The organism is Paenibacillus sp. FSL K6-3182, assembly GCF_037976325.1.
Classification (GTDB): Bacteria; Bacillota; Bacilli; order Paenibacillales; family Paenibacillaceae; genus Pristimantibacillus.
Genome location: NZ_CP150265.1, coordinates 2,997,313 through 3,020,457 on the forward strand (window position 1 = coordinate 2,997,313; position 23,145 = coordinate 3,020,457).

Here is a 23,145-nt window from a genome sequence, read left to right on the forward strand (position 1 = left end):
CAAGCAAGTTAACTTTCTTTTTTATCTAGATACGACCCACAAAATCAAGGTTGCTGCCGGTACGAGCAGTAATTGTGCCAGCACGGTGCCCATCACACGGGACAACATAAGCAAACCGAATACTTTAGTTAACGCAGCGCTTTTTTTCTCTCCCTTTAGCACTTTATCCGTCAATAAGCCAATTTCAGGATCAATAAGAAGTGCTAACAATATCGTTGCTACCCCATTGATTAGTCCTGATGATTGAGAAGCTGCGATCGCATGCTCAGTCGTAATGGAAGAAGCGAGTAAAGCAGCCAGAACGCCAATCGTATAGATCGCAGTTACGATAATGTTGAGTAGAAACAATCGTTTTGGTATGCCGCCAATTCTTAATCGCGCCAGCATTCCCAGCTTTGGCAGCCGGATGTGTGAACGCGAGTTTTTAAGTTTCTCAATGGATACCGTCGTTCTAAGCAAGCCTGGGATAGAGCCTGCTACCTCCAAATGGGCAATGACTCGTCTAGCCAGCATCACCGCGGTTGGAAATGCTAGCATTGCAGCAATTGTTCCGAGTGACGCGCTTAAGATTATAATTCGAAATTGCTCAATCAGTGAATACTCCATGGAAGTTTTGGCAGAATCGATGAGCTTTCCCATAAGCGGTGCTTGCACCATGTTGGCTGTTCGCGATACGAGCAGGATAATGCCGGTTAACGATATAGCGACAGCTATTTTTCCCATACGCACGCCTGCTAATCGAAGAGAGTATGTAATCGTTTCTGCAAAATGAATAATAAACGTAAAGCTGCTAACTAGAATAATCTGCTCAAGCATGGCAGCACCTCTTTCCCTTATGGAGGTAAGATTCTACTATCATTAAATAGGAAATACCGAAATTAATAAATAGAAAGTAAATAAGCAAGTTTTTCTTATTTTATGTTCGAAGGAGCGTTATCATCTCTCATCTAGCAAAATATTAGTTGTGAAAATGGTAAACTCAGACTCTATCGGCTTGTAAGCAATGCTTGCAAAAAGAGAGCGCTTTATTGACAAAATACATATAATCGAATAAGATTCACCTATCTGAAAGGTAAAAAGGATGATAGAAATGATTCAGAAAGTTAAGAAGCAAAATGTCCATGAGTTGGTCTCAGAAGAGATTCAAAAATACATCGAGGTTAAAGGTTTGCAGGAGGGAGACAAGCTTCCATCAGCCGAAGAACTGACTAAATTATTAGGTGTAGGACGTTCCTCTTTGCGCGAAGCACTGAGGTATCTTGAAGCTATCGATATTGTTAAAGTGGTGAATGGAAAAGGTATATTTGTTAATGATTCTGAGTCCTATCGCTATAGCGGAAAGGTGAAAATTGAGAATGAGAAGAAGTTTCTTCTTCATATTCTTGACGTGCGCAGAGCTTTGGAAGGAAAGGCTGTAGAGCTTGCTGCTATACGGATTAGCAACGAAAAAATCGAGAAGATGAGACTATGTTTAGAAGAGTATGATGTGTGCAAAAACAGAGGTCTGGATACATCGGCAATTGACTATAAGTTTCACCAGCATATTTATGATGCTGCCGCTAATCCGCTGCTTCACAGCGTCTATGAATCTATCTCTGAATTAATCAAACGTTTCTTTGCTGGCCCGTTCGGCGTTAAGGAATTATTTGATAACACGTATCCGTTCCATCGTACGTTATTTGATGGTATTGCCAAACATGATGTACAGCATGCATTAGCTGAATTTAACAAAATGATGGATATTATCGAGGAAACGATACGTCATTATTAATTAAAATTAGTTATTGACAAGATGAAAGTGCTTACATTATATTTAACCTATCATACAGGTAGATAGTATGACACTACGTCTTTAGGGGGATTCATATGTTTGGTAAACCAATGAAAACATGGATGTTATCCGCTTTGACGGCTGTAATGGTTTTTACTCTCACTACAGCTTGCAGTTCATCAAATGATGGGAAAAAGCCTGACAGCGGAAGTAAAGAGAAAGTAATTACGCTTCGCATGATTGAAAGCTTGACCAGCCCGAGTCGTACAGCATTGATTAAAGCAAGCATCGACAAATTCATGGCCCAGAACACGAATATCAAGGTTGAATTGATTTCTCCACCGTTTGATCAGGCTGATAACAAAATCAGAACGATGTTGGCCGCCAAACAACCGCTAGACGTTTTGGAAGTACGCGATCTTAACGTTGCGGAATTCGTAAATAACAACTACGTAGAGCCATTGAACGATTATACAGGCTCATGGAGCGACTTTGGCACTGTAACGGCTGTTGCCAAATCCGTTGCTTCCGTCAAGGATAAGCTCTACTTCATACCAAACGGATTGTATCAGCGCCAATTGTTTTATCGTGCAGATTGGTTGAAGGAAGCGGGAATCAATGCTCCGGTTACCTACGAAGAGTTAGTTAATGCTTCTGTTAAGCTGACGGACGCTGCGAAGAACCGTTATGGCTTCTCATTCCGTGGCGGTCCTGGTGCCAACGGTGTTCCTGATACATTGATTCAAGCGTACGACGCAGACAAGATCAATGTTGATGATGCGATGTTCCTGAAAGATGGCGGAACAATCTACTCTTCTCCAGAAGCCAAAACGGCATTGGATCTATATGTGAAGCTGTACAAAGAAGGATCACCTCCGGATTCCATTAACTGGGGCTTCCAAGAGCAAGTACAGGCATTTACTTCTGGTGTAACTGCATTCCTTTTGCAAGATCCAGACGTTATTCAAGTATTGGGCGAGAACATGCAAGAAGGCACATGGGCAACAGCTCCAATGCCTACTGGCCCATCAGGTAAAGCGATGATTTCTGCAGGTGGAGCAGGTTGGGGTATCACTTCACACTCGGAGAACAAAGAAGCTGCTTGGAAATTAATTACTTTCCTATCCTCCCCTGAGGAGAATACACAGCTATCCAAAAGCCATGGTACTGTACCGATCCACTCTTCGGCTACAGAGGATGAGTTTTTCCAAAAAGGACCTTACAAAACTTTGCTTGATATGACGAACAAACCAGATACTTTCATCAATTTCAAACCGCCATTCGAATATCCTGCTAATGGACAATGGGGTACGGTCGCTATGGAAAGTGGTCAGGCGATGCTACTAGGCCAAACTTCAGTTGAGGATACGTTAACGAAGTGGAATGAATATTGGGCGAAAGCGAAAGCGGACATGAACAAATAATCTGAAAAATAGTGATGGGTGGCTCAGCAGCCGCCCATCGCATTTTCTAAGTCAAGGGCGGTGATTGCATTGAGAAAGCAGCGAACGTATATTTTGCTCAGCTTGCTACCAGCTTTGGTGTTGCTGCTCATATTTACGTTTTATCCATTCCTGCAAGGGGTAGTCATGGCGTTTCAGAACTATGTTCTGTTCGATCTGACGAACGTTCGATTCATCGGATTCCAGAACTTTGTAACCGCATTCCAAGATGCTAAGTTTCTAAAAGCAATGACGAATAGCGCATACTGGGTGTTTTTCTCCTTAACGTTTCAATTTTTGATTGGCCTCTCACTTGCACTGATTTTGCGCAAACCGTTTAAAGGCAGAGGGGTATATCAAGGGTTTATCTTTTACTCTTGGGCTTTGTCTGGTTTCTTAATCGGCTTGATTTGGAAATGGATGTTCAACTCCCAAATGGGCGTTATTAATGATCTTTTAATGCGCATCGGCCTTATTGATACTAGAATCGGTTTTCTCTCTGACCCAGATTGGGCGATGTCATCGGTCATTATCGCCAATGTATGGTACGGGATCGCGTTTTTTGCAATCATGCTGCTTGCGGCACTTCAATCGGTGCCAGCTGATTTGTATGAGGCAGCGGATATGGATGGAGCGGGGAGCATTCGCAAATTTGTTAATGTCACCTTTCCTTTTATTCTTCCTACGATTATCGCAACGACGTTGCTCAGAGCGATATGGATATTCAATGATCCAACGATTATTTACGGTTTGACTAACGGCGGTCCTGCGGGAACAACCCATATTTTATCCTCATTAATGCTGGATAAAATTATTTACGGCGGGGACTACGGGATGGCATCGGCAATTGGTGTTACGATGATCGGCATTCTAATCTTGTACACGATTTTCTATTTGTTTGTGACCAAGTCGGAAAAGGTGGGTGATTTTTAAGATGAAGCCACGCATACTGACAGGTCTGAAGGTGCTGTATCTAGCGTTGCATTTTGTAATCATGGTATTTCCTTTATACTGGATCGTCATTACTTCACTTAAGCCTCAAAAGGATATATTCTCTTTCCCGCTTCAATATTGGCCAAAGCAATTCACGCTGGATAACTACATCCAGATTTTTAAAATATCGAAATTCCATATTTACATTTTCAACAGCTTATTGGTGGCTGTTCTTGCTGCCGCGATCGTTATTTTTATAGCGACTCTAAGCGCTTATGTCATGGCCCGCTTTCAGTTTAGAGGGCATAAACAGATTATGATGGCGTTTTTCGTTACGCAAATGCTTCCGGGATTTATTGCACTAGCTCCATTGTACTTATTGATGGCGGACTTGGATTTGATTAATTCAAGGATGTCATTAATTATCTGCTACACGGTTATGCTTATTCCATTCTCAACTATTATGCTTCGAGGCTTTTTCCAACGCGTTCCGAGCAGCTTAGAGGAGGCAGCCATGATTGATGGTTGTTCACGTCTGACGGCGTTGTTAAGAGTGATCATTCCGGTCATGTTGCCGGGCATTGCTTCAACCTTCATCTTTGCATTTGTACAAAACTGGAATGAGCTGTTTATGGCTGTCATGTTTATCGATGACGAGGCATTGAAGACGTTGCCGGTAGCTATGAACTCCTTCGTTATGAAATTTGATGTCGATTGGGGTGCAATGTCGGCTGGAACGGTACTATCGGTCATTCCTACCGTCGTATTGTTCGCTTTTGCCCAGCGTTTCATCGTAGAGGGATTAACACAGGGAGCAGAAAAAGGATAATAAATTCATGGAATGGATAGAGGGAAACGACATGATGGAGAGAAAAGAAATGGATAATCAACTGCATACAAAAGTCTCTCACGATCAGGTAGACAAACAACATTACGGTGCGGTAACCATACCGATCTATCAAAATAGCTTATTTACTTTCGAGAATCATGAAACCTTCGATCAAGCGATGCAGGATGTATTAGCTGCCAACGTATATTCCCGCGGCAACAATCCAACGGTAAAATATTTGGAAAGCAAAATCGCCGAATTGGAGTGCGGTGAGCAGTCGCGCTGCTTCGCATCGGGCATGGCTGCAATTGCAGGAACGCTGCATGCGCTGCTTAGTTCAGGCGATCATGTCATCTGTGTTGATCAGGCTTACGGGCCAACACGAGAGTTTCTAAACGAGATGTCAGAGAGGTATCAGGTTGAAGTCACTTATGTAGATGGCAGTTTGCTCTCCGATTTCGAGGATGCAGTACAGCCAAATACAAAAATTATATACGTGGAAAGCCCTACTTCAGGACTTTTCCAGCTGCAAGATCTTGAAGGAATAGCTGAGCTGGCGAAAAAAACAGGGATCATTACAATGATAGATGGCAGCTGGGCAACACCTTGTTTCCAAAGGCCGCTGACTATGGGAATCGATCTCGTGCTGCATTCAATGACTAAGTTTTTTTCAGGACATAGTGATTGTCTAGGCGGAGTTGTAACTGGAAGTGCTGCGCTAATTAGTAAAATTGAGAACAAAGGGTATATGCTGCTAGGAGGAATCATGACCGCTCATACAGCGTCGTTGATGATTCGTGGTTTACGTACGCTTCCGCTTCGTATGGAGCGCCATCAGAAGAGCGGCATGATCATCGCGGAGTATTTGGAGAAACACCCTATGGTCAATCGTGTAAACCATCCAGCTCTTCGTTCACACCCTCAGCATGAACTGGCACAGAAACAACTGGACGGATACAGCAGCTTGTTTTCTTTCGAAAGCAAGCTTCCCGTTGCTGTCATGAAGCAGTGGGCTGATGCGCTGCATTATTTCCGGATTGCAGTCAGCTGGGGCGGTTATGAGAGTCTCGTTACGGTCAATACAACGCCTGAGCGTAGAAACCCGGACGGAACGAACCCTTCAGTAGCCAGATTGTACATCGGTATGGAAGATCCATATACGCTGATCGATGATATGGAGAGAGCGTGGAAGCTAGTAAAAGCTTATTAGGGTAAATAGTGACTCATCGGGAGTAATAGCTGCTCTTTCACCGTAGTTGCTCCAGCGAGCAGCAGTATTATCTTATTGGAACGAAGGTTGTCGGGGAAGGTTGGCGGATTGCTAGCATGGGAGCTTTAGAATCCTCGTTCCTTGCGCAGCTTATCGAGCGTAATTGGAGCAACTTGCGGATATTGGGATGGGAAACGAAGGTTGCTGAGAAGCATTAAAGGATACGATTGCTTTAGTGGATTGATCTTTCTCAACATGCTGTTAGAGCACTTTTTTAACGATTTTCGGTTTTTTTGAAAATTATGCGAATATCAAGCGAATATCTTCAAGGCCACTTCTTCGGAAGTGGCTTTTTTGTATTATTAGAGCGTAGCAAAGGGGGAGCAGTCTCGAGTTTTCGAGTTTTTGAGGTTTTGAGCAGTGCTAACGGACATCAGTTCCGCTAAATTACGGTTTAAGGGGGTTTGTAAGTATGTAACGGACATGAGATCCGTTATTTGTGATAAACCTCCCGAAATTACGCAGATTTATAGCAAATAGCGGAACCTATGTCCGTAGAACTCTCAAAATGGGCTAATATTCACAAATAACGGAACTTATGTCCGCAAGATAAGCAAAATGAGGTTAAATGTTCGAAGATTAGAATCAATGTCCGTACGATGAGCAAAATGAGCTAATATTCACAAATAGTGGAGCCTATGTCCTTAAAATAAGCAAAATGAGCAGATGTTAGCCATTACGTCTTACATTCATCTGTCCAATCTTGGTAGGCAACCTTGCTCCAAAGCTAGTATTTGTCCTCGTAATCAACGACGAATGGACCTAACGTTGTAGAATCCGAAAAGGCTTGTAATGCTCCATTGACAAGGACACCTATCACGCCGATCCCACCAGTTTCAGCGTTCCTATTGATTCCGCCGACCTCAGTGATTCTTCCGATCTCACCGACACCTCCGACCTCATCGATTCCAATGATCCCACCAATCTCAGCGTTCCTATTAATTCCGCCGACTTCCACTGACCCCACCAATCTCACCGAATCAACCGACTTCATCGATTCTTCTGGTCCCACTGATCTCGCCGATCGCACGGACTCCATCGACCCCATCGATTCCACCATCGGATTAAAATTGAATTTGATCTACGAATAGCTGCGGACTAGGACTACGCTGTAGCCTCTTCCGGTACAATCACCTGAATATGACGAGGCATACTGCTTATTTGGATGGGCAAGGAGGGTCCTTCTTCACCATCAACGTTAGTCCTTACTGATTCAGGCGAGCTTATACTTACATTTTTGGCTGTAAAATAAACCACGTCTTTATGATTCTTAAAATTGCCGAACAGCAATGACAGGCTGGCTGTAATCGTATTGAATATAGTCAAATCCTTTATAATAAAACAGTGAAGCAGACCATCGTCAACAGCCGCGTCGGGTGCCAACCTCTCAAATCCGCCTACTGAATTGGTTAACGCAGCGAGAAAGAGTGGAGATTCTCCTTCCCATGTTTCTCCATCATATTGAATGCAAAGAGGATGAGTCGGCTGGTTCATAAGCTCTTTGATCCCTTCTTTTACGTAGGCTAAAGCGCCGAACCGGGATTTATCGTCTGACGTAACGGAAGAGAGTGATTCAGCAAATGAGCCTACAGCAACGGTGTTGACGAACAATTGGTCATTTAATTGGCCCAAATCTGCAATTTTTATTCGGGAAGAAGAGAGGGTCTGAATCGCTTTGTCGGGAAGAAGCGGTATCTGTAATGCGCGAGCAAAATCATTAACTGTTCCAAGAGGGACTACTCCAAGCTTTGGAAGATGTTCTTGATTGATAAGTCCATTAATCGTTTCGTGAAGCGTTCCATCCCCTCCGATTGAAACGACCAAATCATAACTGGCCTCACACGCAGAAATACAAAACAGGGTTGCGTCCTGTTCTTTTGCCGTCTCCTTGACCGTAACCTCGTACCTTTGATCAGTCAAAAGGTCTTCCACGTTTCTGACATAGTTGAGTGCCTCTTCTTTACCAGAAGTGGGATTAATAATGATCATCGCTTTTTTCATAAATAGTATCCTCTCTATGGACATTTCTATTAAATTCGTTCGTTAACACTTACTATTACCCCTCAGGGTTCGTCGTTAATCTGAAAGACTAGGAGAAAACGATGTAATCTTAATGGTTTAAAACCTTCAACAATTAACCTCCACCAACAGCTGTCAGTTAGCTACAGGAATGATTTGACAGTCAGAGGTTACTGTTGTAAACTCTAATCAGAGTCTACATACGTAACCTTGAGGAGTGGGATGATGAGCAGCTTAGTTTCAAAGATAACGGATTCAGAGCTTGAAGTTATGCGTGTATTATGGGAAGCCGGGACCGAGCTGCCTATATCTGAAATTAGAAAATGTCTTGAAAAATCAAGCAGCTGGGAAAGCTCTACAATAAAAACCTTGCTTCGGAGATTGTGCGAGAAGGGTGTAGTCATTGCAACCAAGAAGGAAGTGTTCTATTACAAGCCACAAGTGAGCGAGCAAGAATATAACGAGCATGCGACACAAACATTAATCGATCGTTTATATTCAGGCAGTGCAAAAAGTCTAGTGGCAACGCTATTAGGAGGCAATAAGCTAAATGAAGCAGACATTAAGGAGCTGCGTACCTTATTTAAGGTAGGTGACTGAATTGAATGACATCATGAAACTTATATTGTCGCTTTCGATATCAGGAAGCATCCTCTTCATTTTATTGTTTTTAATGAAGCCAAGAATCCAGCATAAATTCTCGAAGTCGTTTCAGTATTACATCTGGATCGTGGTTCTCCTAAGATTGACGATTCCGTTTTCGTTTGATGAGAGTATTATGAATGATGTTTTTAACAAAAATCCATTTCTAACAGGTCCCATTTTACAAGGTGGGGAAGCTGCAAACTTTGATATAGAGATCGACCCAACTCATGCGATCACCCTACCTCAAGCAAATGATGCTCAAGCAGTAGAAAGTATCAGAGCTGATAATTCAGAAATTTTTGTGATTACAATAATTAAGCAATATGCCATTTACGTTTGGCTAATTGGGACAATACTATCACTCTTTATAAAATTAAGAGGTTATACTCGATTTTTAAAGTATATGAAGACAACCAGCAAACCTGCATATGATTGTGAAAATAGGATGCTTGGCATGATGTTGAATGGACGGTATAAAGCGAAGCTTGTACGCAACTCCTACATCACCACTCCTATGCTTATAGGAATGATTAGGCCAATAATCATCTTACCGGATACCCACTTCACTGAGGTTCAGCTCAAAAATATTTTGATTCACGAAATCACACATCTGAAACGGTTTGATATTGTTGTAAAATGGTTTTCCATGCTCGTTACTTCTCTGCATTGGTTTAACCCCGTAGTTTATTTTGTAGAAAAAGAGACTAACCGTCTTTGTGAGCTGTCTTGCGATGAAGTGGTTATTCGTAAATTCACCTCATCAGAGAAGCAGGAATACGGTGAAACCTTAATTGCGTTAGCCTCAAATGAACAATACCCCGTTGGAGGATTACAAGCTACTTTTAGCGATGAGAAGACGATTTTAAGAGAAAGGCTGGTGGCTATTATGCGACCTAGCAAAAGATCGACATTCATAATATTATCCTCATTCGTATTAGCTGCAGTTGTCATTTTTAGTGCAATTGCACTTGGGGCTAGTGTGGGAGCAAGCAATTCCAATGTAAGCAGCATCATCAGTCCAGTTGAGCCACCCGCAATTGTTATCTCACATGAGAGAAATGCTGATCCCATCGAAAATTATTCAATATTAAAATCAAGTTGGAATGGGGTTAAGTATGATCGAATGTCCTTTTACCAAGCAGCTTGGCATAGTGAGCCTACTCTTCTAACAGGTCTGCGTCGTTTAAAGCCAGGTGAGAAATTGAAAGTCGATTTTGGAGAAAATACACCAGATAAAGTTACAGTGAAAATGGCTTTTTTGACTGAAAGCTTTGAGCAATCGTTATTGCCGATTGAAAAAGTTGCCGTAAACCATGTTAATGGAAAGATTGAATTCATTAATCCACCAACAACTGTGAGCGACATTCCGACAACTGGCCGAGTTTATAGCATCACAGCCACTTGGGGGCAAAATAGCTGCGAATATGTTTTCGCTTCGGATGGAAAGTTTGATTACGAGCAGTTTCCCGAATAAATAGATGGTTTATTACGATTAAGAGTCGCCCAAGCAGCATGCGGGCGGCTCTTTTTTTGTAAAAACTAGCGAGGTTCACTCTGCGTTCACAAGCTTATGTTATGCTCTCACAAGCAAGTCGAGAGTAGGTTGTCAAAAAAAATGCGCAGAATGTTGGAGGCTTATCATGTTATCGATTATGAAGAAAATAGGTTACAAAATGATGTTAGTCACATTACTTGTAGCTGTTGCAGGTTCGAGTTTATTCGGAGCTCAGGCGCCGATATCGGCAGCGCAGTCCACACCCGTAAAGTCTGAGGGAGAAGCCAATTCTCTAAACGATGTCGCTGGGCTAACGGCGTTCATTGATGGTATTATGAAAGTGCATATGGACAATTTCAAGTTTCCAGGTGCGGTTATTTCAATCGTCAAGGATGGGGAAATCCTGCTCGCTAAGGGGTATGGTTACTCTAACCTCGAGAAGAACCAGTTGGCGAACCCAGAGACAGATCTATTTCGAATCGCTTCAACAACGAAGCTGTTTACTTGGACCGCTGTGATGCAGCTTGTTGAGCAAGGCAAGATCGATCTGGACACAGACGTTAATACCTATTTGAAAACGGTGAAAATACCGAATACCTATTCAGAGCCGATTACGATGCGTCATCTAATGACCCATACCGCTGGCTTTGAAGAAGGCGGAGTCGGCTATCAAATTACTACAGATCCTAAAAAGCTGCCGGTATCGATTTCGGAAACGCTTGCCAAGCATATGCCGGCACGAGTAAGGCCTCCGGGCGAGATGTCGTCTTATTCCAACTATGGCGCCGCGCTAGCAGGATTAATCGTCGAGGAAGTTAGCGGGATAGCGTACAATGATTATATACAAAAGTATGTTTTTGATTCGCTGGATATGAAATACGCTACGGTTCAAGAGCCTATCCCTGCTGCATTAGAAGCTTTTTCTGTACCGGGTTATGCCAAGGAAAACGGCGTATTCGCAGCTCAGCCGCCAACGTTTGAGGGAGGATTTCGGCCTGCGGGATCTGCTGCAGTATCTGCAATTGATATGGCTCATTTCATGATTGCTCATCTTCAGAATGGACGTTATGGAGAAAAGCAACTTTTGAAGCCAGAAACTGCCCTATTGATGCATGCACCGGCTTTCCAGTTTCATAAGGATTTACCAGCAATGGATCTTGGTTTCTATGAGCTGTACATGAACGGGCGGAAGGTTATTTCCCACGGCGGAGCAGATATGCAGTTTAATACGGAGCTATATCTTGTTCCAGATAAGCAGATCGGCATTTTTGTTTCTTACAATGGCGGTGACGGCGCATTAGCTGCGGATGGGCTCGCAAAAGCCTTTTTAGACCGCTATTTCCCAGTCGAGGAAGCCAGCCTGCCTCTAGTATCCTCTGAACTTAATGATGCTGTACAAAAATATGCGGGTTCCTATCAATTTACTCGTCGCAATCATACCGATATTGATAAGTTTTATAGTTTTATGTCCAAGATCAGTGTAGCGGCTGCAGGTAATCGTTTATTCATTGGGAGTGGTGCCGAACAGCAAGTATTTGAACCTATTGGACCTGATGTATTTCAACAGGTAGGCGGAGAGGGACGGATTGGATTCCGCACCGACGAATCAGGAAAAGTCACGCATTTGCTTCTTGATTTCTTACCTGCGATGCCGCTTGAACGCGCGTCGCTGCTGGATCAAACATCGTTCTGGTTTCCATTGCTTGGCATCTCAGTTTTTCTATTTATTACGGTAATATTAGGCTTCCTATATCGCAGGCGTGAAATCAGCGCAATGCCAAATGAGCAGAAGTGGGCATATCGGCTGTCTGCAGCCACCGCCGTTTGGGCACTATCAACCATTGTTGCGACGCTTGTTATCGTGATGAATATGGATTTGCTCACTCGACTTAGCCGCATTACACAGTCGTTGAATCTTTATTTGTTTATGCCTATTCTACTCGTTGGATTTACTTTGGCAATGATCGTTTTGAGTGTGCTTGCTTGGAAAAACAAATATTGGACGGTACTAAAACGCGTGCATTACTCTCTTATTATGCTATCGGCAGTAGCACTCAGTTTGTTTTTCTATCATTGGAACTTGCTTGGATGGCATTTTGGTTGAAACAGCAATCCACCCATATGGGAGGCGCATGTTAAAGAGGGGAGACGTACATCTTAATGGCCAAAATTCTGATCGCGGATGACGATGCACATATTCGCGAATTGATGTCTTTATTTTTGAAAAACGAAGGTTTCGAAATTTTAGAGGCAAAAGACGGTGCGGAGGCGCAAGGAATTTGGGAAAACAATCAAATTGATATGGTTATCCTCGATATTATGATGCCTCACGTAGACGGTTGGGAATTATGCAGGGAGATTAGACGTGTTGATTCCAATATTCCTCTTCTGATGGTCACAGCCAAGGGAGAGTCTGTGCAAAAAGTGAAGGGATTTCAGCTTGGCACGGACGATTATTTAACGAAGCCGTTTGACCCAATGGAGCTTGTGATGAGAGTAAAAGCGCTGCTGAAGCGTTATATGATTGTGTCTTCACAAACGATACAGCTTGGCGGTGTTACCCTCAATCGCCGCAACTATCAAGTAATTCGAGGAGATGAAACGCTAACTCTTCCATTGAAGGAGTTTGAGCTGCTGTTTAAAATGGCGAACCATCCTGGGCAAATTTTTACGAGGGAACAGCTGATCACCCAGATCTGGGGCAAAAATTATGAAGGTGACGATCGAACCGTCGATGTTCATATTAAACGGCTAAGGGAAAGATTTGCTGGCGATGTACAGCATTTTCAGATTGAAACCGCCCGTAGTCTGGGTTATCGACTTGTCATCACATGATCAATACATTATATGTCCGCATCATTTGCACGTTTCTCGCCGTCATCATTTTCAGCTTATTGTCTTCATTTTTTATAGGCTATTCTATATTCAAGAAAGAAATAAACCATGTCGGTCAGAACGACATGCTTGCAGCAGGAGAGGAAATGATTACTCTCTATGAACAAACAAGGCCGGATGATCTGAGTGTTTTCCTAACAAGAATGGTAAAGGTGTCCGCTTATCCAATCCACATGTATGATGCATCCGGAAATGTTACGATCTATGCTTTAAACAATACGAGTAATGTGAAAATTGCGCCGGAGGCTGTTCAGCAGGTGCTTCGAGGGCAATTTTATCGCTCACCTGGTAAGGAAGGTCAAACATTCGTTGGTATTCCTTTTCCCATCGATGGGAAGATACAGGCCATGTTTATGCAGTTTTCAGCGCAAAATGAAGATATTATAAATCGAATGATGCTGCTCATACTGCTTCTTGGCTTATTTATTGGGAGCCTATGCATCCTCATTGCGGCTCGTTATTTGGTGAAACCGATTCAAGCGATGACGCAAGCGACCAAGAGGCTTGCCAAGGGAGATTTCGATGTGGAAATCAAACTGAAAAGCGCGGATGAAATAGGAGTCTTAAGCCATAGCTTTAATGAAATGGCGAGTGAACTGAAACAGCTGGAGCAGATGCGGCAGGATTTTGTATCGAATGTATCGCACGAAATTCAAACACCGCTAACGTCTATATCGGGTTTTGCAATGGCGATGAAGAACAACAGCTTGGTAGCAGAAAATAATCGTAATTATTATTTGGATATTATTATTATGGAGAGCGGGCGGCTATCGAGGCTTAGCGATAATTTGCTGAGGCTTGCCTCGCTTGATTCCGATCAGCATCCATTCGAGCCGATGACGTATAATCTCGACGAGCAAATTAGACAAATCGTCGTTACTTGCGAGCCTCAATGGTCGTCCAAAGACATTCGTATCGATTTAGAATGGGCGAACACGATCAAGATTACAGCAGATCAGGATCAGTTGAACCAAGTTTGGATGAATTTACTCGGCAACAGCATCAAATTCACACCTGAAGGCGGACATATCGAAATTTCTTTAACTCAATCCGATACTGAAGTGCTATTCACAATAACCGATTCAGGTATTGGCATTGCGGCAGATAAGCTTGAGCATGTGTTTGAGCGGTTTTACAAGTCGGACCAATCGCGCAACCGCAATATTAGCGGCAATGGTTTGGGGCTTGCGATCGCCAAAAAAATTGTTACTCTTCATCATGGAACGATCGAAATGAAAAGTAGGCTAGGCGAAGGTACGACAGTAATGGTATATTTACCCATTCAATAATAATAATTGGAGTGATCGGTCAAATGACCGATCATTTCTTTTTTTTTAGCATACTGTTGAACCCAATTTGAAACTAAAAAACGATTTTTCAAAAAAAAAGTAAAACAATATGTGACCAATCTACGTTCTTAATTGTGTTAATGGGTAAAGGAGGTCATATTACAATGCCAAGCAGTTCGCTCCGGCCGGGCGTCGATTTTGGGGAAACCTATCTTTTATACGGCAAAATGCTTTACCGAATCGCAATGATTCACCTCGGAAACAAAGAGGACGCAGAAGAAGCCATGCAGGAAACATTTGCGAAATTATTGTATAAATCACCTGAATTTAATGATCAGAATCATAAAAAGGCATGGCTCATAAGAGTCATCACGAACCAATGCAAAAATATGTTAGGCAGCTTATGGCGAAGACGTGTAGTGAAGATGGAAGAAATGAATGATTTTTTTGAATCGGAAACGGACCGTACCGTTATGGATCATGTCATGGCACTGCCGTTTAAATTCAAAGCGGTGATTCATCTTTATTATTATGAGGATTACTCGGTCAACCAAATTGCAGACATATTGCAAATTAGTGAGTCTGCAGTAAAGATGCGTTTGCAACGGGGAAGGCAGCGGTTAAAGCTTGAATTGGAAGGAGAACGATAATATGAATCACAAGGCGTACAAGCATATGATGGATCAAATAGAGCCGGAGGCAGATTTACAGAATAGAATCGCTCAACAGCTGCTTCGTCAGAAACCAGCGAGTCCATTTCGAATCAAACGATTTCAATATATTGTGGGTAGTTTACTGTTGGTCGTTATCCTTGGATGGATAGGTGCAGATAGGTGGATGAGTGATAATAAACTTCTTATTGATATAACGGAGCCCATTGTACAAAGAGACCCAGTTGAACCTATAAACGACCCGAATGCGATTGCGATTCCGAAAATAAAGCTTCCAGATCAATCAAATGCCATGGCTGATATGATCGGTCTAATCGTTTATAAAGGCAATATTTATACACAAACGCAAACTCGCATCTCTGCGGAAAATGCGAAGGAGCTGCGCGGCGACAAGCTTGGACGTACAAAAGCTGGTATTGACGAGTGGAGCAAGCAAACAGATTATGTTGAACTAGCTTCAACGATTGGCGTTGCTGACATTTATTCCGTGAACGGATACGATAGTGATTTTAGAATTATGTCCTACCAAGAGCATGAGGGACAGATCTATGCTGAATTGTATGAACATCTAAATGGCATTACGATTGCGAATGGCGAAGATTTAATAGGAAAAACGAAAGTAAAGGATCATATGGAATCAGTAAGATGGCAGGATTATAATAGCTGGAATTATAGCAAGCCGCAATTTAATAAGTTCCCAATCGATCAAACGCTTCATGTGTTCATGACAGCATTATATGATGCTAAGCCTATTGATGAGGATAAGCTGTACAAGGAAGGCATATACAATGAAGGTGCACAAAATCAGAAGGTTTTGTTCTTTAAGCTGGAGGATCAGACGGAAGTGCAGATGTGGTTGTTTAAAGGAAACTATGTAAAATATTCAAATGCACCTGTCTTTTTTCAGTTAGAGCCGGCAGCTTTCTCAGCGCTTTGGGATCGTTTGCAATAAGGCAGCAAGTTTTTTGGTAATAAAATATCGACAATAAAGGTTGACCTTTCGTTGTTGCCGTACTATAATTCCGTAGACTATTAATAGCGTAAGAGCGATAAGCAGGAAACAAAATTTGTTTTCAATTAGGGTGGTACCGTGTGAATAGCCTCGTCCCTATCGTTAAAGATAGAGATGTGGCTTTTTTTGTCTTTTACATTTTAAAAAAAAGACATAATAAAAATAGACTGGATTGATTTGTATGCAAACATCAGCGCAATGGACATCGAAGATTGGTTTTATTTTATCCGCGGCAGGCTCTGCTATTGGAGTGGGCGCAATATGGAAACTTCCCTATGTTACGGGGATAAGCGGGGGAGGGGCATTTTTTCTCTTATTTATTTTATTCACTTTTTTTATGGGTTTCCCATTGTTATTAGCAGAGTTTGTAATCGGGAGAAGCACACAAAAAGAAGCCATTAGTGCTTATCGCAGCTTAGCTCCTCATAGCAATTGGCATTGGATCGGAAAGCTCGGGGTATTTACCTGCTTTCTTTTATTGTCTTTTTATAGCGTTATTGGCGGTTGGATTGTTATTTATTTTGCAAAAGGTTTGTTTGGTGGAATCATTAGTGAAGGCGCAAATTATGGAGCGGTCTTTAACGATACCATTGCTAATCCTATTTTAGTTATTGCGGCACAATTTGTGTTTTTGGCTTTGACAGTTGTTGTAGTGGCAAAAGGGATTCAAAACGGTATTGAAAAGGTGAGCAAAATTTTGATGCCAGCTTTATTTGTACTCTTTATCGTACTCATCATTCGCTCACTTACGCTTGATAACGCGATGGAAGGTGTGAAGTTTTTTCTAGCACCTGATTTCTCAAGGATCACATCCCAAAGTGTATTGTTTGCGATGGGTCAAGCGTTTTTCTCCTTAAGTGTCGGAGTATCCGTAATGGTTACATACAGCTCTTATTTGTCAAAAAAAGAAAGCTTGATTCAACCGGCTATTTCCATCGTAACCATGAATTTGCTGATTGCATTATTAGCAGGATTGGCCATCTTTCCGGCTGTATTTTCACTAGGTTTAGAACCAGCGGAAGGACCTGGCTTGTTGTTTGTTGTATTGCCCGCGGTATTTGATCAAATTATTTTTGGAGAAGTTTTTTTATTAGGCTTTTTAGCATTATTTTTATTTGCAACATTAACGTCGGCCTTCTCAATGCTAGAAATCATTGTAGCTTCTATGGTTAAAGGCAAAGAGGAGAAGAGAACAAAATATGCCTATATGCTTGGTGCATTCATATTTGCGGTGGGCATTCCGTCTGCGTTATCTTATAGTGCTTTTGCCGACATTTTAATCTTTTCGAAAAATCTATTTGATTCAGCTGATTATTTAGTAAGTAATATTTTGATGCCGCTTGGCGTGTTTTTGATTTCGATTTTTGTACCGCTTAAAATGAAGAAAAGCACGCTGCGAGAGGAGTTATTGCAGCATTCTCGTTTTGGCGCTACTGCCTTTACTATTTGGTTTTTTATTATCAGGTTTATTATTCCTCTAGTCATTATCATCGTATTTCTTGATATTACTGGGGTGCTTGATAAAATAACTTCATTATTGTAGTATCCAACATTATGAGCAAAAGAAAGGGATACCCATAACCGGGTATCCCTTTCTATTTTATTTCCTTGCTGTAATCATAAATCGTTCTGAATTTGTTCTGATTCCTTGTTCGGTTTGGTTGTTTTTAATAAATTGTTGAAGGATTTGAAAATCTGTCTCGGATTGTCCGAAGTTCGGAATAATTGGCGTGTGTTTCAATAGAAAAATAAAGTCTTCAGCCGTCTCAAAATAATCGGTTGCGTTGTATTCAAATGACTGAATGTCTGTGAAGCCTGCATCAGCTAACTCCGCAATATATTGATTTTTCAACACACCTTTTTTTGTACCAAATGACTGTCCTCTTCCGAATGCCTCTTTAAGGTTGAGCTTATCGTACTCACTAACCTGTTGGGTAAAAAATACACCATCGTTCACCAATACTTTTGCGATTTCTTTGGCAGAAAAAGCGGAATGTCTGCAAGAGACTACATTGAAAAAGTGGTCAGGAAAATCGAGCTTCTCCGCATCCATTTGTAAAAAGCGTATATTTGATTTATTTGATTGTTTTACGTTATTTAATGCGGTCTCAATCATGCCTGTGGAAAGATCAATGCCAATTAAAAGCAATGCTGAATCTGCTATTGATAATAATGCTTCTCCGCCGCCAGTGCCGATATCAAGCAAAAGATCAGACTTCTTGCAATACTGGATGACTTCTTCATAAAAATCCCATGCGATTCCTTCTGAGACAGATTTCACTTTGCTGAAATCCCAACCGTTGATTTTCCCGACTTGATCATAAAATTGTTTGTATTCTACTGCATTCATATTTCTTCCACCTTCCAAAGAGGATAATAAAAAACAAATGGATTGCTGCCGATATCCGTTCAAAATTTAGTTTCATGTGGTCAGAAGGACAGACAATCCCCTCTGCAGCTGGTACGCGTTTTATCCAGCCCGGAAACTAATTACTTCGAACCATTCGGAAAGACATTCCATTCACCTCGATTGAAAGATTGTTCTCATTATATGGCAAAGTGAGCTTATCAATCAAGCCATCGTGCAAAATGTGCCGTTCCCATATGGATGGAAGAATCAATGAAACTAAAATAATACAGACGGCCCCTTCATATACATAAATACATGAGGGGGGATTAGAAAATGTGGATGCTCATTCTAATGCTAGTCGGATGTCTCTCTGGTTTTTTTCTGTTCAGGAAAAATACTCTGACCGTCACTAATCAGACAGATCAGAGCGTGTGGAAACTGTCCATTATTATTCCAGCTAGAAATGAAGAATGTAATTTACCACATTTGCTTGAATCCCTTAAGTCGCAAACGGTTCAACCCTTTGAAATTATTGTGGTAGATGATTATTCCGATGATCGAACCAAAGAAATAGCTGAAGGCTATGGGGTCAAAGTTATTTCAAATAGCAGCCTCCCTAAAGGCTGGACAGGTAAGAACTGGGCGGTATGGAATGGATATTTGCATGCCTCTGGTGATATGTTTGTATTTTTAGATGCGGATATAAGACTGGCGCCTAACGCCTTGGCTTCATTAATAAAGGCTAGGGAGCGATCGAAGGGTGTTATTTCAGTTGTTCCTTTTCATCACACCGAGAAGCTATATGAGAAGCTTGCTTTGATTATGAATGTGCTTGGGATATTTGCGTTTACATCGGTCTTTGAAAAGAAAAACCGGATGAAAGGGCTCTATGGCTCCTGCATTGTTGCTTTAAGGGAGGATTACGAAAAAATCAATGGCCACGAAAGCGTAAAAGCTGAAGTGCTGGACGATTTGTTTCTAGGCTCCAAATTTATGGCAGCGGGGGTACCAGTCACTAATTTTATCGGATATGGCTTGGTTTCTTTCCGCATGTATCCGCAAGGCATTCAAAGCGAAATTGAAGGATTTAGCAAAGGGGCGGTGTTAAGCACTTCGACGCTTAGTCCGTGGACAATTATCCCGATAGCTATTTGGGTGGTAGGACTGCTTCTATCGGAAACGGTGTTTATATTTGCGAATACTTCATGGGCTTTACCTTTCTTAATCGGTTATTTTGTCTATATGTTTCAATTATTTTACTTCACGAAGTATGTAGGCGCTTTTGGGATCGTTATTCCGCTGCTCCATGTTTTTGCTTCGTTATTTTTTATCATTGTTATGCTTTATTCCATGTATCAGGTGGTTATTCTAGGGCATGTAAGCTGGAAAGGCAGGCACATCCGGGTAGGGGGCAAGAGGGACCTATGATCATATTTTGGATTGCGGGTTCATTTCTATCGGGCTCTCTTATGTTTTCGTATTGGCTTGGTCTGCTCCGCAAAAAAAACATAAAAACGGTTGGCGACGGTAACCCTGGTGCTTTGAATCTTTGGAAGTCATCTGGATATAAATTTGGTGTGGTCGGTATTTTATTGGATTTTTTGAAAGGATACTTGCCGGTGCTTTTTATAATGGGAAGCAGCTATAATCATGGTTATCTAATCGTTCCGCTTGCCATCGCGCCTGTAGCAGGGCATGCCTTTTCTCCTTTCCTGAAAGGGAAGGGCGGCAAAGCTATTGCAGTAACATTCGGAATATGGAGTGCGCTCACGGGGTTCGAGGTTTCATTGGCTTATGCCGTAATTCTAGCGCTGATGGCCGGCGTGAGCCGTATGATATATAAAAATAAGCCTAAATCCACCGAGGCGGATGGCTTGCAGGTTGTGGTTGGTATGCTGCTTCTTTCCGTTTATTTGTATATAAGGATGTTCTCAGCTGCCATACTCCTCATATGGCTTGGAAATTTTGCAATTCTTGTTTATAAGCACAGAGTTGAAATAGGGAAGTCGTGGAAAAAAGGATATGACAAAGGTGTCTAAAATGAAAAAGAGATTGTCTCTTAAGGTGATGCCTACCGAGATAATCTCTTTAATTATGTTCCCGCCGAACGAGCCTTCATCAGGAGTTGTATTTATACTACGAACGGGAATTTTCACGCATAGCGCCCAATACGATGTGATATCCATCTGGGTCTTTGATATAAGCGTTTTTAAATTCGTGATTGCCGTGAGCATCAGTAAACGGTTCGACCGCAATATGTCCGCCAAGCCTACGCACTTCCTCGATAATGGAGTCCAAGTCCTCCCAACTAACGTGAATAAATGTGTCCCAACCATAGTCAGGGCCTTCCCATTCCGTTGGGTAGTCTGGACGTTTTTGTGAGCGTGCATTAGGTCGTACATCTTCTGGGGAAACCGCCTGTTGTAGAATCACGGTCATTCCGTCTCGTTCCGCATGTCCCCAGTTATCTACATGGCAACCGAGAACGTCACGGTAGTATTCCTGCGATTTCTTTAAGTCTGAGACCAACCGAACTTGAATGGTTTGACCGAATTTTGCTTTTTGACCTGTCAGAGTCTTTGCAGCTTGCTCGCTCATTTTATTTCTCCTTTGTCATCAGAAATTTTTCTAAGCATGCCTGACTTTATTCGATTATTCACCAAAGTTTTCCTGCAAGTTGGTTTAAAAATTGCCCTGTAATCTGGTGTTACGATAATCATCCGTAAGACTTCTATTGCTATTTTATATACATATACTTATAATAAGTTTAAAATTTACCATTATGGGAGGTACAGATGAACATACACGAAGCTGGAATCATCATTTTTATGGAAAATTATAAGGAAACATTAGACTTCTATAAGACTAAGTTAGGACTTCCTGTTAGAGAACAGAAAGAGGATTTGACTATTTTTGATTTCGGAAAAAGCTATCTCATGGTTGAGGATCATGGAGTGTCCTCGGCCGCTGAAAAAACAAGAGCTCAAAATCCAACTGTATTAAGGTTAGATGTGACTGATTTTGATGTAACTATAAAAGAAATAAGAGATCGCGGTATTGAAGTCAAAGTATACACACCCAGTTGGGGAACCATTGGAGTTATTATCGACCCTGAAGGAAATAGAATAGAAATTAAAGAAGCCATTTAAAATGGTAGAATGAATAATAGAAATGAGAATGCAGCGGTTGGAAAGGGGATTTATGGACAGCGACGAAACGATTCAAACCATTGTGAACTGTATGGCTGTTTCAGGTGAGGATACTTCGATACAAAAAATACAGACGGAGCATCGACTGAAATTAGCACAATTCTGGGGCATAACAAAAGGCAGCAGAGTGCTGGAAATAGGCTGCGGTCAAGGGGATACAACAGCAGTTCTTGCCTTTTTGACTGGAGAAAGCGGTCTTGTTCAAGGGATTGATATCGCATCTGCTAATTATGGAAGTCCAATCACATTAGGTGAAGCTTATGAGTACTTGAAAAAATCTGAATTAGGAAATCAACTAGAAATGAGCTTTGAAGTTGATATTTTATCCGATAAGATAAATTATCCTGATCAATCCTTCGATTTTATTGTATTGTCTCATTGCTCATGGTATTTAGAATCGTTTGAACATTTAACGAGCATTATGGAAAAAGTGAAGAAATGGGGGAAACAGCTTTGTTTTGCTGAATGGGATTTAAGAGTTCAATATCCGGAGCAAACTCCTCATTTCTTAGCGGCTTTAATCCAAGCACAATGTGAATGTTTTAAGGAAAACAGCTCGTCTAATATACGCACGCTGTTTTCTCAAAGTGATATTCGAAATATTATAGAGAACGCTGGCTGGGAGATAACTGATGAAATATCGATATATTCCTCGGAGTTGCAGGATGGCAAATGGGAAATTAATATGACATTAGAAGATTATCCACATGAGCTGAAAGCTCTTACCAAAATACCAAGCAAGCTAAAAACGCTCATTAACTCGGAGATTGGTTTACTTCTAGAAGCGGTGAAGCAAGATCATACAAAACCAATGTCGACTTTTGCATTGGTTGCACGATAATGTAAATGCTAGAAATGAATATTTATACGTTTGTAACGCTAGCTTGAATATAGATAAAAGTCCAAATCTATAAAACAATCAAATGTCTGGTTACAAAAGATAGAGTTGGTTCATATGTTGTAAGTATCTTCTAGAGGAGGTATTACAAATATGCCAAAAGAAAAGAAAAATGCAAAAAACAGCTCAACAGGCAATCGTAGCGAAGGAAACCGTACAGGCGGTAACCGTACCGGTGGAAATCGTACGGGAGGAAATCGTACAGGTGGCAACCGCACAGGCGGAAATCGTACTGGAGGTAACCGAACAGGAGGCAATCGCACAGGCGGCAACCGTACAGGCGGTAATCGCACGGGAGGCAACCGTACTGGTGGAAACCGTACTGGAGGCAACCGTACTGGTGGAAATCGTACCGGAGGCAACCGTACTGGTGGAAATCGTACCGGAGGAAACCGCACAGGCGGCTATCCTTTAGGT

24 protein-coding genes are annotated in these 23,145 nt (G+C 41.8%); 18 read left to right on the top strand and 6 right to left on the bottom strand.

Annotated elements, in window-relative coordinates:
• Positions 1-21: 21 nt before the first annotated feature.
• Positions 22-816 (bottom strand): lipid II flippase Amj family protein, encoded by a 795-nt coding sequence (locus tag MHH56_RS12805; RefSeq protein WP_339208627.1) that lies wholly within the window; start codon positions 814-816, stop codon positions 22-24.
• Between the two features lie 274 nt (positions 817-1,090).
• Between MHH56_RS12805 and MHH56_RS12810 the strand changes: the two genes are divergently transcribed.
• The 5 genes from MHH56_RS12810 (at position 1,091) to MHH56_RS12830 (ending at position 6,185) form a co-directional block, all read left to right on the top strand.
• On the top strand, positions 1,091-1,771 hold the full coding sequence (locus MHH56_RS12810; protein WP_076270001.1) for a FadR/GntR family transcriptional regulator: 681 nt from the start codon (positions 1,091-1,093) through the stop codon (positions 1,769-1,771).
• A gap of 95 nt (positions 1,772-1,866) precedes the next feature.
• Positions 1,867-3,195, top strand: a complete 1,329-nt coding sequence (locus MHH56_RS12815) for a sugar ABC transporter substrate-binding protein (RefSeq protein WP_339208630.1) — start codon at positions 1,867-1,869, stop codon at positions 3,193-3,195.
• Positions 3,196-3,255: 60 nt separating this feature from the next.
• Positions 3,256-4,146, top strand: coding sequence for a sugar ABC transporter permease (locus MHH56_RS12820; RefSeq protein WP_339209580.1), 891 nt, complete (start codon positions 3,256-3,258; stop codon positions 4,144-4,146).
• Between the two features lies 1 nt (position 4,147).
• Positions 4,148-4,975 carry a carbohydrate ABC transporter permease gene (locus MHH56_RS12825; protein ID WP_076269999.1) on the top strand — a complete coding sequence of 276 codons (828 nt, stop codon included), beginning with the start codon at positions 4,148-4,150 and terminating at the stop codon, positions 4,973-4,975.
• A 7-nt stretch (positions 4,976-4,982) separates the two neighbouring features.
• A complete protein-coding gene (locus tag MHH56_RS12830) occupies positions 4,983-6,185 on the top strand; it encodes an aminotransferase class I/II-fold pyridoxal phosphate-dependent enzyme (RefSeq protein WP_339208632.1) in 1,203 nt (400 codons plus the stop codon).
• A 125-nt stretch (positions 6,186-6,310) separates the two neighbouring features.
• On the opposite strand, the gene MHH56_RS12835 is transcribed toward MHH56_RS12830, so the two are convergent.
• The 3 genes from MHH56_RS12835 to MHH56_RS12845 all read right to left on the bottom strand — a co-directional run bounded on the left by MHH56_RS12835 (position 6,311) and on the right by MHH56_RS12845 (position 8,246).
• The gene (locus MHH56_RS12835) at positions 6,311-6,442 is read right to left on the bottom strand and encodes a hypothetical protein (protein WP_339208633.1); all 132 of its coding nucleotides are present in this window, start codon (positions 6,440-6,442) and stop codon (positions 6,311-6,313) included.
• 530 nt (positions 6,443-6,972) lie between these two features.
• Positions 6,973-7,275: a hypothetical protein gene (locus MHH56_RS12840; RefSeq protein WP_339208635.1), complete on the bottom strand. Its 303-nt coding sequence runs from the start codon at positions 7,273-7,275 to the stop codon at positions 6,973-6,975.
• 74 nt (positions 7,276-7,349) lie between these two features.
• On the bottom strand, positions 7,350-8,246 hold the full coding sequence (locus MHH56_RS12845; RefSeq protein ID WP_339208636.1) for a diacylglycerol kinase family protein: 897 nt from the start codon (positions 8,244-8,246) through the stop codon (positions 7,350-7,352).
• 240 nt (positions 8,247-8,486) lie between these two features.
• On the opposite strand from MHH56_RS12845, the gene MHH56_RS12850 reads away from it, so the two are divergent.
• From MHH56_RS12850 to MHH56_RS12885, 8 genes are all read left to right on the top strand, one after another.
• Positions 8,487-8,864: a BlaI/MecI/CopY family transcriptional regulator gene (locus MHH56_RS12850; protein WP_339208637.1), complete on the top strand. Its 378-nt coding sequence runs from the start codon at positions 8,487-8,489 to the stop codon at positions 8,862-8,864.
• Positions 8,865-8,877: 13 nt separating this feature from the next.
• Positions 8,878-10,383, top strand: coding sequence for a M56 family metallopeptidase (locus MHH56_RS12855; protein ID WP_339209581.1), 1,506 nt, complete (start codon positions 8,878-8,880; stop codon positions 10,381-10,383).
• A gap of 166 nt (positions 10,384-10,549) precedes the next feature.
• Positions 10,550-12,508 carry a serine hydrolase domain-containing protein gene (locus MHH56_RS12860; RefSeq protein ID WP_339208639.1) on the top strand — a complete coding sequence of 653 codons (1,959 nt, stop codon included), beginning with the start codon at positions 10,550-10,552 and terminating at the stop codon, positions 12,506-12,508.
• Positions 12,509-12,564: 56 nt separating this feature from the next.
• Positions 12,565-13,239, top strand: coding sequence for a response regulator transcription factor (locus MHH56_RS12865; RefSeq protein WP_339208640.1), 675 nt, complete (start codon positions 12,565-12,567; stop codon positions 13,237-13,239).
• Entirely contained in the window at positions 13,236-14,588 is a 1,353-nt protein-coding gene (locus MHH56_RS12870; RefSeq protein ID WP_339208642.1) for a HAMP domain-containing sensor histidine kinase, read from the top strand. The genes MHH56_RS12865 and MHH56_RS12870 overlap by 4 nt, the downstream gene beginning before the upstream one ends.
• A gap of 164 nt (positions 14,589-14,752) precedes the next feature.
• Positions 14,753-15,238 carry a sigma-70 family RNA polymerase sigma factor gene (locus MHH56_RS12875; protein WP_339208643.1) on the top strand — a complete coding sequence of 162 codons (486 nt, stop codon included), beginning with the start codon at positions 14,753-14,755 and terminating at the stop codon, positions 15,236-15,238.
• Position 15,239: 1 nt separating this feature from the next.
• Positions 15,240-16,211 (top strand): hypothetical protein, encoded by a 972-nt coding sequence (locus tag MHH56_RS12880; RefSeq protein ID WP_339208645.1) that lies wholly within the window; start codon positions 15,240-15,242, stop codon positions 16,209-16,211.
• 241 nt (positions 16,212-16,452) lie between these two features.
• Complete coding sequence (locus MHH56_RS12885) at positions 16,453-17,814, top strand: sodium-dependent transporter (protein ID WP_339208646.1); 1,362 nt, start codon at positions 16,453-16,455, stop codon at positions 17,812-17,814.
• Positions 17,815-17,871: 57 nt separating this feature from the next.
• Here MHH56_RS12885 and MHH56_RS12890 read toward each other — a convergent pair whose 3' ends face one another.
• Positions 17,872-18,621: a class I SAM-dependent methyltransferase gene (locus tag MHH56_RS12890; protein WP_339208647.1), complete on the bottom strand. Its 750-nt coding sequence runs from the start codon at positions 18,619-18,621 to the stop codon at positions 17,872-17,874.
• Positions 18,622-18,954: 333 nt separating this feature from the next.
• Here MHH56_RS12890 and MHH56_RS12895 point away from each other — a divergent pair, with 333 nt between their 5' ends.
• Together MHH56_RS12895 and MHH56_RS12900 are read left to right on the top strand one after the other, a co-directional pair.
• Positions 18,955-20,049 (top strand): glycosyltransferase family 2 protein, encoded by a 1,095-nt coding sequence (locus MHH56_RS12895; protein ID WP_339208648.1) that lies wholly within the window; start codon positions 18,955-18,957, stop codon positions 20,047-20,049.
• Positions 20,046-20,660, top strand: a complete 615-nt coding sequence (locus MHH56_RS12900; RefSeq protein ID WP_339208649.1) for a glycerol-3-phosphate acyltransferase — start codon at positions 20,046-20,048, stop codon at positions 20,658-20,660. The genes MHH56_RS12895 and MHH56_RS12900 overlap by 4 nt, the downstream gene beginning before the upstream one ends.
• Positions 20,661-20,757: 97 nt before the next feature.
• Here the strand turns inward: MHH56_RS12900 and MHH56_RS12905 are convergent, their stop codons facing one another.
• A complete protein-coding gene (locus MHH56_RS12905) occupies positions 20,758-21,219 on the bottom strand; it encodes a VOC family protein (protein ID WP_339208650.1) in 462 nt (153 codons plus the stop codon).
• Positions 21,220-21,416: 197 nt separating this feature from the next.
• On the opposite strand from MHH56_RS12905, the gene MHH56_RS12910 reads away from it, so the two are divergent.
• The 3 genes from MHH56_RS12910 (at position 21,417) to MHH56_RS12920 (ending at position 23,143) form a co-directional block, all read left to right on the top strand.
• Complete coding sequence (locus MHH56_RS12910) at positions 21,417-21,770, top strand: VOC family protein (RefSeq protein WP_339208651.1); 354 nt, start codon at positions 21,417-21,419, stop codon at positions 21,768-21,770.
• Between the two features lie 52 nt (positions 21,771-21,822).
• Positions 21,823-22,671: a methyltransferase domain-containing protein gene (locus MHH56_RS12915; RefSeq protein ID WP_339208652.1), complete on the top strand. Its 849-nt coding sequence runs from the start codon at positions 21,823-21,825 to the stop codon at positions 22,669-22,671.
• Between the two features lie 169 nt (positions 22,672-22,840).
• Entirely contained in the window at positions 22,841-23,143 is a 303-nt protein-coding gene (locus MHH56_RS12920) for a hypothetical protein (RefSeq protein ID WP_339208654.1), read from the top strand.
• The last annotated feature ends 2 nt before the right edge of the window (positions 23,144-23,145 follow it).

Excerpts from the sequence above, each read along its gene's own strand:
- MHH56_RS12805 (WP_339208627.1), bottom strand. The coding sequence starts at position 816 with ATGCTTGAGCAGATTATTCTAGTTAGCAGCTTTACGTTTATTATTCAT.
- MHH56_RS12810 (WP_076270001.1), top strand. The coding sequence starts at position 1,091 with ATGATTCAGAAAGTTAAGAAGCAAAATGTCCATGAGTTGGTCTCAGAA.
- MHH56_RS12815 (WP_339208630.1), top strand. The coding sequence starts at position 1,867 with ATGTTTGGTAAACCAATGAAAACATGGATGTTATCCGCTTTGACGGCT.
- MHH56_RS12825 (WP_076269999.1), top strand. The coding sequence starts at position 4,148 with ATGAAGCCACGCATACTGACAGGTCTGAAGGTGCTGTATCTAGCGTTG.
- MHH56_RS12830 (WP_339208632.1), top strand. The coding sequence starts at position 4,983 with ATGGAATGGATAGAGGGAAACGACATGATGGAGAGAAAAGAAATGGAT.
- MHH56_RS12835 (WP_339208633.1), bottom strand. The coding sequence starts at position 6,442 with ATGTTGAGAAAGATCAATCCACTAAAGCAATCGTATCCTTTAATGCTT.
- MHH56_RS12845 (WP_339208636.1), bottom strand. The coding sequence starts at position 8,246 with ATGAAAAAAGCGATGATCATTATTAATCCCACTTCTGGTAAAGAAGAG.
- MHH56_RS12850 (WP_339208637.1), top strand. The coding sequence starts at position 8,487 with ATGATGAGCAGCTTAGTTTCAAAGATAACGGATTCAGAGCTTGAAGTT.
- MHH56_RS12855 (WP_339209581.1), top strand. The coding sequence starts at position 8,878 with ATGAAACTTATATTGTCGCTTTCGATATCAGGAAGCATCCTCTTCATT.
- MHH56_RS12860 (WP_339208639.1), top strand. The coding sequence starts at position 10,550 with ATGTTATCGATTATGAAGAAAATAGGTTACAAAATGATGTTAGTCACA.
- MHH56_RS12865 (WP_339208640.1), top strand. The coding sequence starts at position 12,565 with ATGGCCAAAATTCTGATCGCGGATGACGATGCACATATTCGCGAATTG.
- MHH56_RS12870 (WP_339208642.1), top strand. The coding sequence starts at position 13,236 with ATGATCAATACATTATATGTCCGCATCATTTGCACGTTTCTCGCCGTC.
- MHH56_RS12875 (WP_339208643.1), top strand. The coding sequence starts at position 14,753 with ATGCCAAGCAGTTCGCTCCGGCCGGGCGTCGATTTTGGGGAAACCTAT.
- MHH56_RS12880 (WP_339208645.1), top strand. The coding sequence starts at position 15,240 with ATGAATCACAAGGCGTACAAGCATATGATGGATCAAATAGAGCCGGAG.
- MHH56_RS12885 (WP_339208646.1), top strand. The coding sequence starts at position 16,453 with ATGCAAACATCAGCGCAATGGACATCGAAGATTGGTTTTATTTTATCC.
- MHH56_RS12890 (WP_339208647.1), bottom strand. The coding sequence starts at position 18,621 with ATGAATGCAGTAGAATACAAACAATTTTATGATCAAGTCGGGAAAATC.
- MHH56_RS12895 (WP_339208648.1), top strand. The coding sequence starts at position 18,955 with ATGTGGATGCTCATTCTAATGCTAGTCGGATGTCTCTCTGGTTTTTTT.
- MHH56_RS12900 (WP_339208649.1), top strand. The coding sequence starts at position 20,046 with ATGATCATATTTTGGATTGCGGGTTCATTTCTATCGGGCTCTCTTATG.
- MHH56_RS12905 (WP_339208650.1), bottom strand. The coding sequence starts at position 21,219 with ATGAGCGAGCAAGCTGCAAAGACTCTGACAGGTCAAAAAGCAAAATTC.
- MHH56_RS12910 (WP_339208651.1), top strand. The coding sequence starts at position 21,417 with ATGAACATACACGAAGCTGGAATCATCATTTTTATGGAAAATTATAAG.
- MHH56_RS12915 (WP_339208652.1), top strand. The coding sequence starts at position 21,823 with ATGGACAGCGACGAAACGATTCAAACCATTGTGAACTGTATGGCTGTT.
- MHH56_RS12920 (WP_339208654.1), top strand. The coding sequence starts at position 22,841 with ATGCAAAAAACAGCTCAACAGGCAATCGTAGCGAAGGAAACCGTACAG.